This is a genomic window from Bacillus safensis (genome assembly GCF_039619585.1).
In the GTDB taxonomy this organism is placed as follows: domain Bacteria; phylum Bacillota; class Bacilli; order Bacillales; family Bacillaceae; genus Bacillus; species Bacillus safensis.
In genome coordinates this window covers 2,165,797-2,179,717 of record NZ_CP154909.1, presented here as the reverse complement: position 1 = coordinate 2,179,717, position 13,921 = coordinate 2,165,797, and the positions used below count along the sequence as shown (strand labels likewise).

Annotated in this window: 16 protein-coding genes; 14 read left to right on the top strand and 2 right to left on the bottom strand. The window is 43.0% G+C overall.

All coding sequences use genetic code 11. The features are described 5' to 3' along the window. The first annotated feature begins 21 nt into the window (after window positions 1-21). The 6 genes from buk (at window position 22) to AAYR28_RS11075 (ending at window position 6,198) form a co-directional block, all read left to right on the top strand. Window positions 22-1,143, top strand: a complete 1,122-nt coding sequence (buk, locus tag AAYR28_RS11100; RefSeq protein ID WP_070326509.1) for a butyrate kinase — start codon at window positions 22-24, stop codon at window positions 1,141-1,143. Then, window positions 1,133-2,557: a dihydrolipoyl dehydrogenase gene (gene lpdA, locus AAYR28_RS11095; protein WP_120208194.1), complete on the top strand. Its 1,425-nt coding sequence runs from the start codon at window positions 1,133-1,135 to the stop codon at window positions 2,555-2,557. The genes buk and lpdA overlap by 11 nt, the downstream gene beginning before the upstream one ends. A gap of 17 nt (window positions 2,558-2,574) precedes the next feature. Then, window positions 2,575-3,567 (top strand): thiamine pyrophosphate-dependent dehydrogenase E1 component subunit alpha, encoded by a 993-nt coding sequence (locus tag AAYR28_RS11090; protein WP_034280276.1) that lies wholly within the window; start codon window positions 2,575-2,577, stop codon window positions 3,565-3,567. A 12-nt stretch (window positions 3,568-3,579) separates the two neighbouring features. Next, window positions 3,580-4,563 carry an alpha-ketoacid dehydrogenase subunit beta gene (locus AAYR28_RS11085; RefSeq protein WP_120208192.1) on the top strand — a complete coding sequence of 328 codons (984 nt, stop codon included), beginning with the start codon at window positions 3,580-3,582 and terminating at the stop codon, window positions 4,561-4,563. A 19-nt stretch (window positions 4,564-4,582) separates the two neighbouring features. Then, window positions 4,583-5,839, top strand: coding sequence for a dihydrolipoamide acetyltransferase family protein (locus AAYR28_RS11080; protein ID WP_120208190.1), 1,257 nt, complete (start codon window positions 4,583-4,585; stop codon window positions 5,837-5,839). Window positions 5,840-5,904: 65 nt separating this feature from the next. Then, complete coding sequence (locus AAYR28_RS11075; RefSeq protein WP_024428019.1) at window positions 5,905-6,198, top strand: YesK family protein; 294 nt, start codon at window positions 5,905-5,907, stop codon at window positions 6,196-6,198. 14 nt (window positions 6,199-6,212) lie between these two features. Here AAYR28_RS11075 and AAYR28_RS11070 read toward each other — a convergent pair whose 3' ends face one another. Beyond that, a complete protein-coding gene (locus AAYR28_RS11070) occupies window positions 6,213-7,106 on the bottom strand; it encodes a YegS/Rv2252/BmrU family lipid kinase (protein WP_120208188.1) in 894 nt (297 codons plus the stop codon). 169 nt (window positions 7,107-7,275) lie between these two features. Between AAYR28_RS11070 and AAYR28_RS11065 the strand changes: the two genes are divergently transcribed. The 6 genes from AAYR28_RS11065 (at window position 7,276) to AAYR28_RS11040 (ending at window position 11,794) form a co-directional block, all read left to right on the top strand. After that, window positions 7,276-7,713: a BrxA/BrxB family bacilliredoxin gene (locus AAYR28_RS11065; protein ID WP_024428021.1), complete on the top strand. Its 438-nt coding sequence runs from the start codon at window positions 7,276-7,278 to the stop codon at window positions 7,711-7,713. 195 nt (window positions 7,714-7,908) lie between these two features. Then, window positions 7,909-8,673 carry a transporter substrate-binding domain-containing protein gene (locus AAYR28_RS11060; protein WP_041086095.1) on the top strand — a complete coding sequence of 255 codons (765 nt, stop codon included), beginning with the start codon at window positions 7,909-7,911 and terminating at the stop codon, window positions 8,671-8,673. A gap of 114 nt (window positions 8,674-8,787) precedes the next feature. Continuing rightward, on the top strand, window positions 8,788-9,444 hold the full coding sequence (locus AAYR28_RS11055) for an amino acid ABC transporter permease (protein ID WP_046312293.1): 657 nt from the start codon (window positions 8,788-8,790) through the stop codon (window positions 9,442-9,444). Next, the gene (locus tag AAYR28_RS11050; RefSeq protein ID WP_034280282.1) at window positions 9,437-10,159 is read left to right on the top strand and encodes an amino acid ABC transporter ATP-binding protein; all 723 of its coding nucleotides are present in this window, start codon (window positions 9,437-9,439) and stop codon (window positions 10,157-10,159) included. Before AAYR28_RS11055 ends, AAYR28_RS11050 begins: the two co-directional genes overlap by 8 nt. A 119-nt stretch (window positions 10,160-10,278) precedes the next feature. Next, window positions 10,279-11,232 (top strand): aromatic acid exporter family protein, encoded by a 954-nt coding sequence (locus AAYR28_RS11045; protein WP_024422917.1) that lies wholly within the window; start codon window positions 10,279-10,281, stop codon window positions 11,230-11,232. 52 nt (window positions 11,233-11,284) lie between these two features. After that, complete coding sequence (locus AAYR28_RS11040; RefSeq protein WP_120208186.1) at window positions 11,285-11,794, top strand: L,D-transpeptidase; 510 nt, start codon at window positions 11,285-11,287, stop codon at window positions 11,792-11,794. Between the two features lie 38 nt (window positions 11,795-11,832). On the opposite strand, the gene prli42 is transcribed toward AAYR28_RS11040, so the two are convergent. Continuing rightward, window positions 11,833-11,925: a stressosome-associated protein Prli42 gene (gene prli42 / locus AAYR28_RS11035; protein WP_149126490.1), complete on the bottom strand. Its 93-nt coding sequence runs from the start codon at window positions 11,923-11,925 to the stop codon at window positions 11,833-11,835. Between the two features lie 101 nt (window positions 11,926-12,026). Between prli42 and mce the strand changes: the two genes are divergently transcribed. Together mce and AAYR28_RS11025 are read left to right on the top strand one after the other, a co-directional pair. Then, window positions 12,027-12,449: a methylmalonyl-CoA epimerase gene (mce, locus tag AAYR28_RS11030; protein WP_120208184.1), complete on the top strand. Its 423-nt coding sequence runs from the start codon at window positions 12,027-12,029 to the stop codon at window positions 12,447-12,449. Continuing rightward, the gene (locus AAYR28_RS11025) at window positions 12,442-13,905 is read left to right on the top strand and encodes an acyl-CoA carboxylase subunit beta (protein ID WP_120208182.1); all 1,464 of its coding nucleotides are present in this window, start codon (window positions 12,442-12,444) and stop codon (window positions 13,903-13,905) included. The genes mce and AAYR28_RS11025 overlap by 8 nt, the downstream gene beginning before the upstream one ends. Window positions 13,906-13,921: the final 16 nt, after the last annotated feature.

Genomic DNA, 13,921 nt, shown 5'->3' with positions numbered 1-13,921 from the left:
GTTGAAACGGAGGTTTTGTTTTTGCTGACAAAAGAATGGCGTATTCTCACGATTAATCCTGGCTCTACTTCAACAAAAATCGGTGTGTTTCACAATGAACGTTCTATTTTTGAAACGACACTAAGACATACAGATGAGGAATTAAAGCAGTTTCCTCATATCATTGATCAATTTTCATTCCGTAAAGAAACCATATTGAAAACACTGCATGAACAGGGGATGAACATCTCAAAGTTTGATGCAGTTTGCGCGCGCGGCGGTCTCCTTCGTCCGATTGAAGGAGGCACATATGAAGTCAATGAGCAAATGGTGGAAGACCTAAAAGAAGGATATGCCGGCCAGCACGCATCCAATCTCGGTGGAATCATCGCGAGGGAAATTGCACTTGGCCTGAATATCCCAGCCTTTATTGTCGATCCAGTTGTAGTGGATGAACTAAAACCAATTGCTCGTATTTCAGGGCTGCCAACGATCGAAAGAAAAAGCATCTTTCATGCATTAAATCAAAAAGCAGTCGCAAGAAAAACAGCGGCTTCTTTTGGAAAAAGTTACGAAGATTTGAACATGATTATTACTCATATGGGCGGCGGTATCACCATTGGTGTTCATGAAAAAGGAAAAGTCATCGATGTGAATAACGGTCTGCATGGCGAAGGTCCTTTCAGCCCAGAGCGTGCGGGAACCCTGCCGACAGGTGATCTTGTGAATCTTTGTTTTTCGGGGGAGTATACCCAAGAAGAAATGCTCAAACGCATTATTGGTGAAGGCGGGCTTGCGGGCTATCTTGGCACGACAGACGCTGTGAAAGTGGAACGCATGATTGAAGCGGGTGATGAGCGGGCAGCGCTCATTTATGAAGCAATGTGCTATCAGATTGCCAAGGAAATCGGTGCGGCTAGCGCTGTCTTAAAAGGAGCAGTTGACGTCATTGTATTAACAGGCGGCCTTGCGTACAGCAAACAAATTACGTCAAGTATTCGCGGTTATATTGACTGGATTTCAGATGTTGTCGTGTATCCAGGTGAAAATGAGCTGCAATCGTTAGCAGAAGGTGCGCTTCGTATTTTAAAAGAAGAAGAATCACCGAAAGAATACCCAAATGATCAACAGGAAAAGAAAGGAGTGACAAGTCATGGCAACTGAATATGACCTCGTCATTCTGGGTGGAGGCACAGGCGGCTATGTAGCGGCCATCCGTGCCTCACAGCTTGGATTGAAAACAGCAGTTGTAGAAAAAGAAAAGCTCGGCGGAACATGTCTTCATAAAGGCTGCATCCCGTCTAAAGCGCTGCTCAGAAGTGCAGAAGTTTATCAAACCGTCAAACACGCAGCTGATTTTGGTGTTGAGGCAGGCGGCGTTGCCTTGCAATTTGCCAATGTGCAGAAAAGAAAAACAGAGATCGTCGAAAAACTAGCAGGCGGCGTCAAACATTTAATGAAACAAGGAAAAATTGATGTATATGAAGGGATCGGCCGTATTCTTGGCCCGTCTATCTTTTCGCCAATGTCAGGAACGATCTCCGTAGAAATGGCAAATGGAGAGGAAAATGAAATGCTCATTCCAAAGCAGGTCATCATCGCGACAGGATCAAGACCGCGTGTGCTGCCAGGGCTTGAAGCAGATGGAACACACATCCTCACTTCAGATGATGCACTTGAACTGCCAGAGCTTCCGCAGTCAATGCTGATTGTGGGGGGCGGAGTGATCGGAATCGAGTGGGCTTCCATGCTCAATGATTTTGGTGTGAACGTCACTGTGCTTGAGTTTGCAGACCGCATTTTGCCAACAGAGGATCATGACATTTCTAAAGAAATGGAAAAGCTATTATCTAAAAAAGGCATCACTTTTGTGACAAATGCGAAGGTACTGCCAGATAGCGTAGAAAAGCAGGGAAATCTCTTGACAATTCAAGCGGAAAAGGATGGAGACATTCAGACGTTTGAAGCGGAAAAACTCCTTCTTTCAGTCGGCAGAGTACCTAATATCGAAGGCATAGGTCTTGAAAACACGGACATCCAAACCGAAAAACAAGGCATTGTCGTGAATGAACATTATCAAACGAAAGAATCGCATATTTACGCAATAGGAGATGTCATCGGCGGGCTTCAGCTGGCACATGTGGCTTCTCACGAAGGTATGATTGCTGTTGAACATATGGCTGGGAAAGATCCAAAGCCGCTCGATGAAACGCTCGTATCTAAATGTGTTTACTCTCACCCAGAAACCGCTAGTGTTGGACTCACTGAACAGGCGGCAAAAGAGCAGGGCTTTGAAGTCAAAATAGGGAAATTTCCATTTATGGCGATTGGAAAAGCGCTTGTGTACGGGGAGTCTGATGGATTCGTCAAAATCATTGCCGATCAAAAGACAGATGATATTTTAGGAATTCATATGATTGGTCCTCATGTAACAGATATGATATCTGAAGCTGGATTAGCCAAAGTACTTGATGCAACCCCGTGGGAAGTGGGGCAGACGATACACCCGCATCCGACCTTATCAGAGGCGATTGGCGAGGCAGCCCTTGCTGTTGACGGGAAGGCGATCCATTTTTAATCAAGGAGGGAAACATGATGAGTAACATGCGTCATCAGGAATTAGGATTATCAGATGAACAAGCAATTGATATATACAGAACAATGCTTCTAGCAAGAAAAATCGATGAACGGATGTGGCTTTTAAACCGTTCCGGGAAAATTCCATTCGTCATTTCTTGTCAAGGGCAGGAAGCGCAGCAAGTCGGCGCTGCATTTGCTCTTAATAGAGAAGAAGATTACGTCTTACCTTACTATCGTGATATGGGGGTTGTCCTTGCTTTTGGGATGACAGCAAAAGATTTAATGATGTCTGGTTTCGCAAAACAAGACGATCCAAACTCAGGCGGAAGACAAATGCCAGGGCATTTTGGGCAAAGAGCAAATCGAATTGTGACTGGGTCGTCACCTGTCACAACGCAGGTTCCTCACGCGGTGGGAATTGCCCTTGCTGGACGATTAGAGCAGAAAAACTTTGTCAGCTTTGTCACGTTCGGTGAAGGCTCATCAAACCAAGGTGATTTCCATGAAGGCGCAAACTTTGCTGCTGTGCATAAACTGCCTGTTATTTTCATGTGTGAAAACAATAAGTATGCGATTTCCGTGCCATATGACAAACAAGTAGCCTGTGAACGCATTTCAGATCGTGCGGTTGGATATGGGATGCCTGGCGTAACTGTTGATGGAAATGATCCGCTTGAAGTATATGCCGCTGTCAAAGAAGCGAGAGACCGTGCGGCTAGAGGTGAAGGTCCGACATTGATTGAAACAATCTCTTACCGTTTAACTGCGCATTCAAGTGATGACGATGATTCAAGCTATCGAGAAAAAGAAGAAGTGCTCGAAGCAAGAAAGAAAGATCCGCTCATCCAATATGAAACGTATTTAATCGAAGGAAAGGTCATGACTTCTGAAATGAAAGAAGAGATGACAAAAGAAATCATGCAAATCGTAAACGAAGCTACTGATGAAGCGGAAAACGCAGCTTATGCTGAGGCAGAAAGCGCACTTCGTTACGTGTATGCGGAGTAAGGGGGAAGAAAAATGCCTGTTATGTCATATATAGACGCCATTACACTGGCGATGAAAGAAGAAATGGAGCGAGATCCGAAAGTGTTTGTGCTCGGAGAGGATGTCGGGAAAAAAGGCGGCGTATTTAAAGCGACAGCGGGTCTTTACGAGCAATTTGGAGAAGCGCGCGTCATGGATACACCTCTTGCAGAATCAGCCATTGCGGGTGTAGGTATTGGGGCAGCGATGTATGGAATGCGCCCAATTGCAGAAATGCAATTTGCGGATTTTATTATGCCTGCAATCAACCAAATCATTTCAGAGGCTGCAAAAATTAGATACCGTTCAAATAATGATTGGAGCTGTCCAATGGTCATCCGCGCACCTTATGGGGGCGGAGTACACGGGGCGCTTTATCATTCACAATCGGTCGAAGCCATTTTTGCTAACCAGCCAGGTTTGAAGATTGTGATGCCTTCTACACCTTATGATGTCAAAGGTCTTCTAAAGGCTGCAGTGCGTGATCCAGATCCTGTATTGTTCTTTGAACATAAACGTGCATACCGCCTGATTAAAGGAGAAGTGCCTGAAGAGGATTACACTCTACCGATTGGAAAAGCAGATGTGAAACGTGAAGGCGATGATATCACGGTCATTACATATGGCCTTTGTGTCCATTTTGCGCTGCAAGCAGCAGACCGCCTTGCAAAAGACGGCATTTCCGCTCATATTCTCGATTTGAGAACAGTGTACCCGCTTGATCAGGAAGCGATTATAGAAGCGGCTTCTAAAACAGGGAAAGTGCTTCTGTTAACGGAAGATACAAAAGAAGGCAGCATCATGAGTGAGGTTGCGGCGATCATTTCGGAGCATTGCTTATTTGATTTAGACGCACCAATCAAACGCCTGGCAGGACCAGATATTCCGGCAATGCCTTATGCGCCGACAATGGAGAAATTCTTCATGGTCAACCCGGATAAGGTAGAAGCTGAAATGAGAAAGCTGGCGGCGTTTTAAGAAAGAGGAGGGTTTCAAAGTGGCAATTGAACAAATGAAAATGCCTCAGCTAGGTGAAAGTGTAACAGAAGGAACCATTAGCAAATGGCTCGTTTCACCTGGCGATCATGTGAATAAATACGATCCGATTGCGGAAGTCATGACGGATAAAGTGAACGCAGAAGTCCCGTCATCTTTTACAGGAACGATTACAAAGCTATCGGCTGAGGAAGGCGAAACGCTGCAAGTAGGAGAAGTGTTCTGTGAAATTGAAGTCGAAGGAAGCGAGCAGCAGAGCGTGAAAGAAGAAGAAGCACCTGAGCTAAGCGAAACGCCTGAAGCAGATCAAACAAATGAGAATCAAAGTCAAAAGAAACGTTATTCTCCAGCCGTTCTTCGTTTAGCAGATGAGCATGGCATTGATTTAGCGGCTGTTCAAGGTACGGGAGCTGGCGGCCGAATTACTAGAAAAGATTTGCTGCAGCTTATTGAAAACGGCGGCGTCAAAGAGAAGACAGCACCTGTCAATGAACGTGCCGTTCAACCGGAGCCTGCGCAGTCATCTAAAGCAAAAGCGGCGCCTGCTGTCCCTTCTATGCCTGGTGATGTTGAGCTGCCAGTCACGCCGATCCGTCAGGCAATTGCCGCCAATATGCTGAGAAGCAAACATGAAATTCCGCATGCATGGACGATGATGGAAGTCGATGTGACAAATCTAGTGACAAGAAGAAATCAGCTGAAGGATCAGTTTAAAGCAAAAGAAGGCTTTAACTTGACGTTCTTTGCGTTCTTTGTCAAAGCAGTGGCTCAGGCCTTAAAGGAATTCCCTGAAATGAACAGTATGTGGGCCGGAGATAAGATTGTGCAGAAGAAAGCAATCAATGTTTCGATTGCTGTCGCTACAGATGACGCGCTTTTTGTTCCAGTCATTAAGGATGCGGATGAAAAGACCATTAAGGGCATTGCCAAAGAAATTCATGAGCTTGCGTTTAAGGTGAGACAAGGAACGCTCAAGCAAAGTGATATGGAAGGCGGTACTTTCACTGTCAACAACACGGGATCATTTGGTTCGGTACAATCAATGGGAATCATTAATTATCCGCAAGCGGCGATTTTACAAGTAGAATCGATCGTGAAGCGTCCAATGATCGTAAACGGAATGATTGCGGCAAGAGACATGGTCAATCTTTGTCTCTCATTAGATCACAGAGTACTAGATGGTCTTGTATGCGGCAGATTTCTTCAACGAATTAAACAAATCCTTGAAGGTATCGACGAGCAGACATCTGTTTATTAAAACATTATTTTCCCCCTCCCGGCATGAGAGGGGGATTTCCACATCTAGGAGAAAGGAGCGATGATATGTCTGGACTAGATTTTTTTGCTTTTCTCACGATTGGTCTCATGTTTATCACAGCGATTGCCTTCGCTTTTCTGCGATACATTTCTAAATCACGCAATCATCCTGAACGATTACTGCTTATCATATCGATCGTTTCAATCATTCAAATCGTGTACTGTCTGCTGATTGTCGGCGGGTTTAAAGGAGCAGCCAATAGCTTTTTAGGAATATCACTTCTCGCCGGGACGCTGCTCGGATATGCACTTGAATATTTATACAGACGCTATATCAAAAAAACGCCCGAATCAAAATGATATCGGGCGTTTTTTTATTCTGCTGGAACAATAAAGGTCAAATGATGTTTTAACACTTCTAAAAAAGAGGGGGCCGTCATATAAACCTCACCATCTGTATCAGCATCCATTTCCTCTTTTGTGTGGATATGAATACTGGACGCTTGAATGAGAGACAGATCACCGGTGAAATCCTCCAGCTCTTCCCGGTTCATTGAGAAGATTTCTTTTAAAGCAGAGAAACTCGTATTTCTGCAAATTAAGATTTCAGCTTTTCCATCATCAATGGCTGCATGAGGCAAATCAATTTTATTTGTACCGATAAAATGTCCATTCATGACAAGAACGATGACAGCTTCCTCTACCCAGCTTTCCTCTTCGGTCTCAATGCGTACGTGAAAAGGATCTGTTTGCTGCAGGGTGCGCAGAGCACTTGTGAAGTAGCTGATTTTGCCAAGTACGGCTTTTTCTTTGTCATTAATATTGTTGGACGTGTCTGCGATCAGCCCAATTCCCCAAAAGTTTAACACGTATCGATCTTCTGCTTTGATTAAGTCGACCTTTTTCTCTTTGCCGTCTACAATCATTTGAGCGGCTTTTTGCATTTGTTGAGGAATACCTAGTGTTCTAGAAAAATCATTGCATGTCCCGCCTGGTAATATCGCTACAGCGGGCCTTTTTTCTAAATCGCCTATGCCGTTCATGCATTCATGCACGGTCCCGTCTCCGCCTAATATGATGAGCAATTCCACCGTCTCATCAATTTGACGGCAGAAATCATAAGCATCATTTGGCTGTTTTGTTGGTTTCAAAATGAGTTCATCAATATGTAGTGAAAGAAGAGGCACTGTTTGACCGAGTGTTTTTTCCATGTTTTTTTGTCCAGCATTTCCATTATAAATGAGCATCGCTTTTTTGAATTGTGCCATCACGCAGTTCTCCCTTTCATCTCTTTATCATCACTTTTCCCCAATTTGACAGCTCATAAACGAGGTTCGGAAAAAGAGGCGGCGGATAAGACAACACATTTGCCCGCAGGCGTTTTCCTTGATATGATGGAGTTAAAATGGTTATGGTACGCAAAAGGAGTGGACGGACATGAATATTGATTTTAATTTATTTATGAATGATATTGTGAAACAAGCGAGAGAAGAAATTAAGCAGGCAGGCTACACTGAGCTCACGTCAGCTGAAGAAGTAGACGAAGCACTGACTAAAAAAGGGACGGCACTTGTCATGGTGAATTCAGTATGCGGCTGTGCAGGCGGTATTGCAAGACCAGCTGCCGGCTATTCTGTTCATTACGATAAGCGTCCAGATCAATTGCTGACAGTGTTTGCTGGGCAGGACAAAGAGGCAACAGCAAGAGCTCGTGAATACTTTGAAGGCTTCCCGCCATCTTCACCATCCTTTGCCTTATTAAAAGATGGAAAAATCATTAAAATGGTCGAGCGTCATGAAATTGAAGGGCATGAGCCAATGGAAGTCGTGTCAAAACTACAAGCCGCTTTTGATGAGCATTGCGAAGAAATCTAACATATGACGTTTGAATGAATAAATATAAAGCAGTCCGGTCTTTAGATCGGTCTGCTTTTTGTTTTATAAGACAATAGAATCAAAATAATTTTAGCAAAATACTATTGCATCTTAAAAAGAAAGTGTTTAAAATACATTATAGTGAATAAATATTCAAATCAATACATGATTTTAAATACTGGGAGGCATCATCATATGAAAAAGTGGTTATTATTACTTATGACAGCTGGTCTTGCAGCTGCACTCGCGGCATGCGGAACTTCTTCTAATAATTCAAACGCATCAGGAGATGACAAGACACTCGTGATGGCGACATCAGCAGATTATCCGCCATTTGAATCAAAAGACGGAGATAAAATTGTCGGTTTTGATGTAGATCTTGCAACAGCACTAGCGAAAAAGAACGGCTACAAGCTAGAAATTCAAGATATGGACTTTGCTAGCCTTGTATCAGCCCTCAAAACAAACAAAGCTGATATTGTCCTTGCAGGGATGACACCTACAGAAAAACGTAAAAAGCAAGTTGATTTCTCTGATGTTTATTACAATGCTAAAAACTTGGTTGTATCAAAGAAATCTAGCGGTATTAAGGCAGAGAAAGATTTAAAAGACAAAACAGTCGGCGTTCAATTAGGTTCTATTCAACAGGATGAAGCAAATGGACTGCAAAAGAAATATAATCTAACAGTTGAAGACCGTAATAAAATTTCTGATATCATTCAAGAGATTAAAGCAGGCCGTTTTGATGCAGCCATTATTGAAGATAAAGTAGCTGCTGGTTACTTGAAAAAGGAAAAAGACTTCCAAGCATTTGGATTGAACAGCTCAAACGAAGGTTCAGCCATTGCATTCAAGAAAAATAGCGACTTAACAGCGAAATTTAATAAATCATTAAATGAAATGAAAGATAATGGCGAACTTGATAAATTAATTAAAAAATGGTTTGCTGATGAAAAGTAAGTCAGGAAAAGGATCAGCGTCATTCAAGAAAATCAAGTAGAAAAGCGCTGAAAAGTTCAACTCATGTTGAACTTTTTTCCTGTTTTGTATGAAGGCAGAAAAAAGGAGAATGTCATGTTTGATTTTAAAGATGTAATACCTCAGATGCCCTTTATTCTAGAAGGACTTAAGGTCACGCTTTCTATAGTATTGGTGTCCCTTTTACTTGGATTTATCTTAGGAATTTTATTAACGCTTTGTAAAATTAGTGTGTTTAAACCGCTCATTTGGCTTGCAGATTTTTATACGTCAATTTTCCGAGGCACACCGCTTGTGCTTCAATTGCTCATTATTTATTTTGGTCTGCCTCAGCTTCTTGGGTTTCAAATCGACCAATACTGGGCTGCTGTAGCGGCATTTTCACTCAACTCGGCGGCATACGTATCTGAAATTATTCGTGCGGGTATTAATGCCATTGATAAAGGTCAAAAAGAAGCGGCCGTTGCTTTAGGCATCCCTTATGCTAAAATGATGAAGGACTTATTGCTTCCGCAGGCGTTTAAAAATATTTCACCTGCACTTGTGAATGAGACGATTACACTGACAAAAGAATCAGCGATTGTAACAGTCATCGGACTGGGGGATGTCATGAGACGAGCCTATCAAGCAGGGGCCGTTACGTATAATTATCTTGAACCGCTTATTTTTGCGGGTCTTATCTATTATGTCATCGTGCTTGTTCTCACCTTTGTCGGCAAATCGGTGGAAAGGAAGTTAAAATCAAATGATTAAAATAGAGAAACTCACAAAATCTTTTGGTAAAAATGAAGTGTTAAAGGGGATCGACACCACCATTAAAGAAGGAGAAGTTGTTGCGGTCATTGGACCATCTGGTTCAGGAAAATCGACGTTCCTTCGCTGCATCAATTTACTTGAAAAGCCGACTTCTGGTGTCATTACGATTAAGGACACCGAAATCACCAACCCAAAAACGAATGCACTAAAAGTGCGTGAGAACATCGGAATGGTATTTCAGCATTTCCATCTGTTCCCGCATAAAACGGTGCTGGAAAATATCACGTATGCGCCAATGAATGTGAAGAATCAATCGAAGGAAGACAGCATCAAACAAGCTGAAGACCTGCTCAAAAAGGTAGGGCTTTTAGAGAAAAAAGATGATTTCCCGAACCGTTTGTCCGGCGGTCAAAAGCAGCGTGTGGCGATTGCGCGTGCGCTTGCGATGACACCAGACATTATGCTGTTTGACGAACCAACGTCAGCCCTAGATCCAGAAATGGTCAAGGAAGTATTAGAGGTCATGAAAGAGCTGGCTCAATCTGGAATGACACTCGTCATCGTCACACATGAAATGGGCTTTGCAAAAGAAGTGGCTGACCGCGTGATCTTTATGGATGATGGGAAAATTGTAGAGGATGCAAACCCTGTACAATTTTTTGAATCACCGTCTTCACAGCGTGCGCAAGACTTCTTACAAAAAATATTATAAAGAAAAAGAGAAGGAGACTTAACATCTCCTTCTTTTTTTGATTATAATGGGGAAAGTAAAAAAAGTTCATCATTTCACAAAAGTGAATGGAAACAAGACAGAAAAGAGTGAATCACATCATGTTTAAAATCGGCTACCGAACGCTGAAAACAGCATTAGGAACAGCGATCGCTATTTATATTGCACAATTGCTTGGCTTGCAAAATTATTCAGCTGCCGGGATTATTACGATCCTTTGTATTCAGGTGACAAAGAAAAGATCCCTGTTAGCATCGGGGGCCCGCTTTGCAGCTTGCAGTCTTGCCATTTTATTTTCTTATTTATTTTTCGATCTGATTGGGTATCATCCTTTTGTGATCGGTTTGATGCTGCTTGTCTTTATTCCGACAACGGTTCTGCTTCGAATTAAAGAAGGGATTGTCACAAGTTCAGTCATCATCCTCCATTTATACATGTCTGGCGGGATTACCCTGCATCTCATCTGGAATGAACTGCTGCTGATTACCATTGGTGTTGGGGTAGCGCTGATTATGAACCTCTATATGCCAAGTGTTGATAAAAAACTCAAACGCTACAGCGAACAGATTGAAGCCAACTTTGCTAAAATCTTTGAGGAAATCGAGCAATACTTAATGACAGGGAAACAAGACTGGACAGGAAAAGAAATACCAGAGACACATCAATTGATTAAAGAAGCAAAAGCTCTCGCATATCGTGATGTTGAAAACCATGTATTAAGACATGAAAACCTGTACTATCATTATTTCAACATGAGACAAAAGCAATTTGAAATCATTGAGCGTGTGCTGCCTAAAATTACGTCGATTTCCGTCACAACGGAGCATGGACAAATCATTGCAGAATACATTAGAGACTTACGCGAACATATTCACCCAGGGAACACAGCGCATAAGTTTTTAAGACGTCTCATTGATATGAAAGAAGAGTTCGATGCACTTCCGCTCCCGCAAACACGAGAAGAATTTGAGGCAAGAGCGGCACTCTTTCATTTCCTCGGTGAAATGGAACAATATTTAGTACTGAAAAGCTATTTTAAAGGGATGAAAGAATAGAGACGCATGAGTTCCTCCTTCATTGGTCAATCTAATGAAAAAGGAGGAGCCTATGCGTCTTTTATTTTATACCGTACTGACCATGTCCCTTTCACCAATCTGGCCGCTTGGACAAAACCCGCTGCCAGGTGACCCATTTGTCATTATTAATAAACAAACAAATGAACTTGCCTTTATTGATCAAGGGAAAATTCAAAAAGTATATCCTGCCTCTACAGGAAAAACAGCAGATTTAACGCCAGAAGGTGAATTTACGATTATGATCAAAGCGAAAGATCCCTATTACAGAAGAAAGAATATTGAAGGCGGTGCGAAGAATAATCCTCTTGGGCGAAGATGGATTGGATTTGATGCACGAGGAACAGATGGCAGAACCTACGGAATTCACGGAACGAGTGACGAAACTTCGATTGGGAAATTTATCACAGCAGGCTGTGTAAGGCTTCATAATCAAGATGTAGAGCTATTGTTTGATCAGCTTCCAATTGGTACAAAGGTATGGATTACAACCTCAAACGATTCCTTTGAAAAACTTGCCAAAGACAAACAGGCCATTCGTTGATATCGCGAATCACCTGCTTGTCTGCTTTTATTCAAACCTTATAAAAAGGCTGCTGCTCCTGCTAAAAGTGAAGAAACTAACAGCAGGCTAATCATAAGCAATACCATAAATTTCATGAATTTTTGAGACATATCGCACCCCTATAACCGAAGATTTTTGCGACAAGCGCACTTGTCTTTATTTTATCTGGTTTTTTCATATGCGACAAGTGATCAGCAAAGGAAGTGAACGGATGAACCAAATCGATCATATTGCCATTGCCGTCTTTTCTATTAAAGAAACATCTCAAACGCTTCATCAGCTATTTAACTGGCATTTTTCAGACATACAAGAGATTCCTGAGCAGGAGATTAAAGCGTCCTTCGCTTTACTTGATGATCTGCACATTGAATTAATTGAGCCCATCTCAGCCCGCAGTAAACTACATACCTTTTTAACAAAAAGAGGAGAGGGGCTCCATCATATTGCGTTAAAGTCAGATGACATTCAAATGGATCTTAGCCGTCTCGATCACCTTGGCGTGGAGCTTCTCCAAAAAACAGCACAGATGGGCGCCGGCGGAAAGCAGATTGCATTTATTTCACCTAAAGAAACGTCAGGTGTGTTATTTGAATTGTGCGGGTCCTTGAAAGGAGAGAAACATAGCGATGAATGAATCGTTCAATGACTTGTCCGAATGGCGGAAGAAAGCGTTAATGGGCGGCGGCGAAAAACGAGCAGCAGCTCACAGAAGCAAAGGAAAGCTGACGGTTCGAGAGCGACTGCACGAACTTCTTGACGAGGGCAGCTTGATGGAAATTCAGTCATTTGCAACAGGCGGTCTGTCAGAGCATGTTGGTGACGGCGTCGTCATTGGCACGGGACTCATTCACGGTAAGCCCGTTTGTGTTTATGCACAAGATGCAACCGTATATGGGGGCTCATTAGGCGAAATGCATGCCAAAAAAATTACCTCTTTAATGGATCTGGCAGCTAAGCATCAGATGCCGGTCATCGGTCTAAAAGACTCAGGTGGTGCGAGAATTCAAGAGGGTGTGGTATCATTAGAAGGATACGGACAGATTTTTAAACGGAATGTGCTGTACTCTGGTCTAATCCCGCAAATATCTGTTATTTTAGGTTCATGTGCTGGAGGTGCAGTCTATTCTCCTGCATTGACTGATTTTGTCTTCATGACAGAGCAAACAGCTCATATGTTTTTAACTGGTCCGAAAGTAATAGAAAAGGCAACAGGAGAAACGGTCTGTCCTGACCGTCTTGGCGGTGCAAGTGTACAGCATCAGACAAGCGGAAATGTTCACTATACTGGGGAAGATGAGAAGGACGTGTTAAAAGCGGTTCGAACTCTTTTAACGTACATACCAACGAAACAACAGGCTGTCATGCAGGCTGAAGCACGAAAGCAAGATACCGCTGATCCAGGCAGCAATTTGCCAAAGGATCCATCACGCACCTATGATGTCAAACAAGTGGTGACAGCGATAACCGATCCAGACTCATTCTTTGAAACGCAGCCTTGTTTCTCAAAAAATATTGTCACTGGTTTTGCCAGACTACAAGGAGCTTCCATTGGTGTTGTTGCCAATCAGCCAAAGGTGCTGGCAGGCAGCCTTGATCTTGACGCGGCCGATAAAGCGGCCAGGTTTATTCGATTTTGCGATGCATTTCATATTCCGATCTTAACCCTTGTGGACGTTCCTGGTTTTTTACCAGGGGAGAAAGCCGAGCATGCGGGAATTATCCGCCACGGTGCAAAGCTTTTATATGCGTACGCTGAAGCAACCGTTCCAAAAATCACTGTGATTTTAAGAAAGGCGTTTGGCGGTGCATATGTCGCGATGAATAGCAAGGGCTTAGGCGCTGACTTTGTTTATGCATGGCCAGAGGCCGAAATTGATGTCATGGGGAAAACGTTCGCAGACGAAATCGTTCATCCTGCTTCGCGCGAGACTGAGAACAAACCAAGTGTATGGAAAGCGGCTCAGGCAGGTCTGATAGACGATATTTTCATGCCGGCTGAAACGAGAGAGCGATTGATCCGCTCATTTGATGTGCTTCGCAGTAAGGAAGAAGATAGACCGTTAAAAAAGCATGGCAACATGCCGCTATAAGAGGAGGAGCATCATT

Excerpts from the sequence above, each read along its gene's own strand:
- lpdA (WP_120208194.1), top strand. The coding sequence starts at position 1,133 with ATGGCAACTGAATATGACCTCGTCATTCTGGGTGGAGGCACAGGCGGC.
- AAYR28_RS11090 (WP_034280276.1), top strand. The coding sequence starts at position 2,575 with ATGAGTAACATGCGTCATCAGGAATTAGGATTATCAGATGAACAAGCA.
- AAYR28_RS11085 (WP_120208192.1), top strand. The coding sequence starts at position 3,580 with ATGCCTGTTATGTCATATATAGACGCCATTACACTGGCGATGAAAGAA.
- AAYR28_RS11075 (WP_024428019.1), top strand. The coding sequence starts at position 5,905 with ATGTCTGGACTAGATTTTTTTGCTTTTCTCACGATTGGTCTCATGTTT.
- AAYR28_RS11070 (WP_120208188.1), bottom strand. The coding sequence starts at position 7,106 with ATGGCACAATTCAAAAAAGCGATGCTCATTTATAATGGAAATGCTGGA.
- AAYR28_RS11065 (WP_024428021.1), top strand. The coding sequence starts at position 7,276 with ATGAATATTGATTTTAATTTATTTATGAATGATATTGTGAAACAAGCG.
- AAYR28_RS11060 (WP_041086095.1), top strand. The coding sequence starts at position 7,909 with ATGAAAAAGTGGTTATTATTACTTATGACAGCTGGTCTTGCAGCTGCA.
- AAYR28_RS11055 (WP_046312293.1), top strand. The coding sequence starts at position 8,788 with ATGTTTGATTTTAAAGATGTAATACCTCAGATGCCCTTTATTCTAGAA.
- AAYR28_RS11050 (WP_034280282.1), top strand. The coding sequence starts at position 9,437 with ATGATTAAAATAGAGAAACTCACAAAATCTTTTGGTAAAAATGAAGTG.
- AAYR28_RS11045 (WP_024422917.1), top strand. The coding sequence starts at position 10,279 with ATGTTTAAAATCGGCTACCGAACGCTGAAAACAGCATTAGGAACAGCG.
- AAYR28_RS11040 (WP_120208186.1), top strand. The coding sequence starts at position 11,285 with ATGCGTCTTTTATTTTATACCGTACTGACCATGTCCCTTTCACCAATC.
- prli42 (WP_149126490.1), bottom strand. The coding sequence starts at position 11,925 with ATGTCTCAAAAATTCATGAAATTTATGGTATTGCTTATGATTAGCCTG.
- mce (WP_120208184.1), top strand. The coding sequence starts at position 12,027 with ATGAACCAAATCGATCATATTGCCATTGCCGTCTTTTCTATTAAAGAA.
- AAYR28_RS11025 (WP_120208182.1), top strand. The coding sequence starts at position 12,442 with ATGAATGAATCGTTCAATGACTTGTCCGAATGGCGGAAGAAAGCGTTA.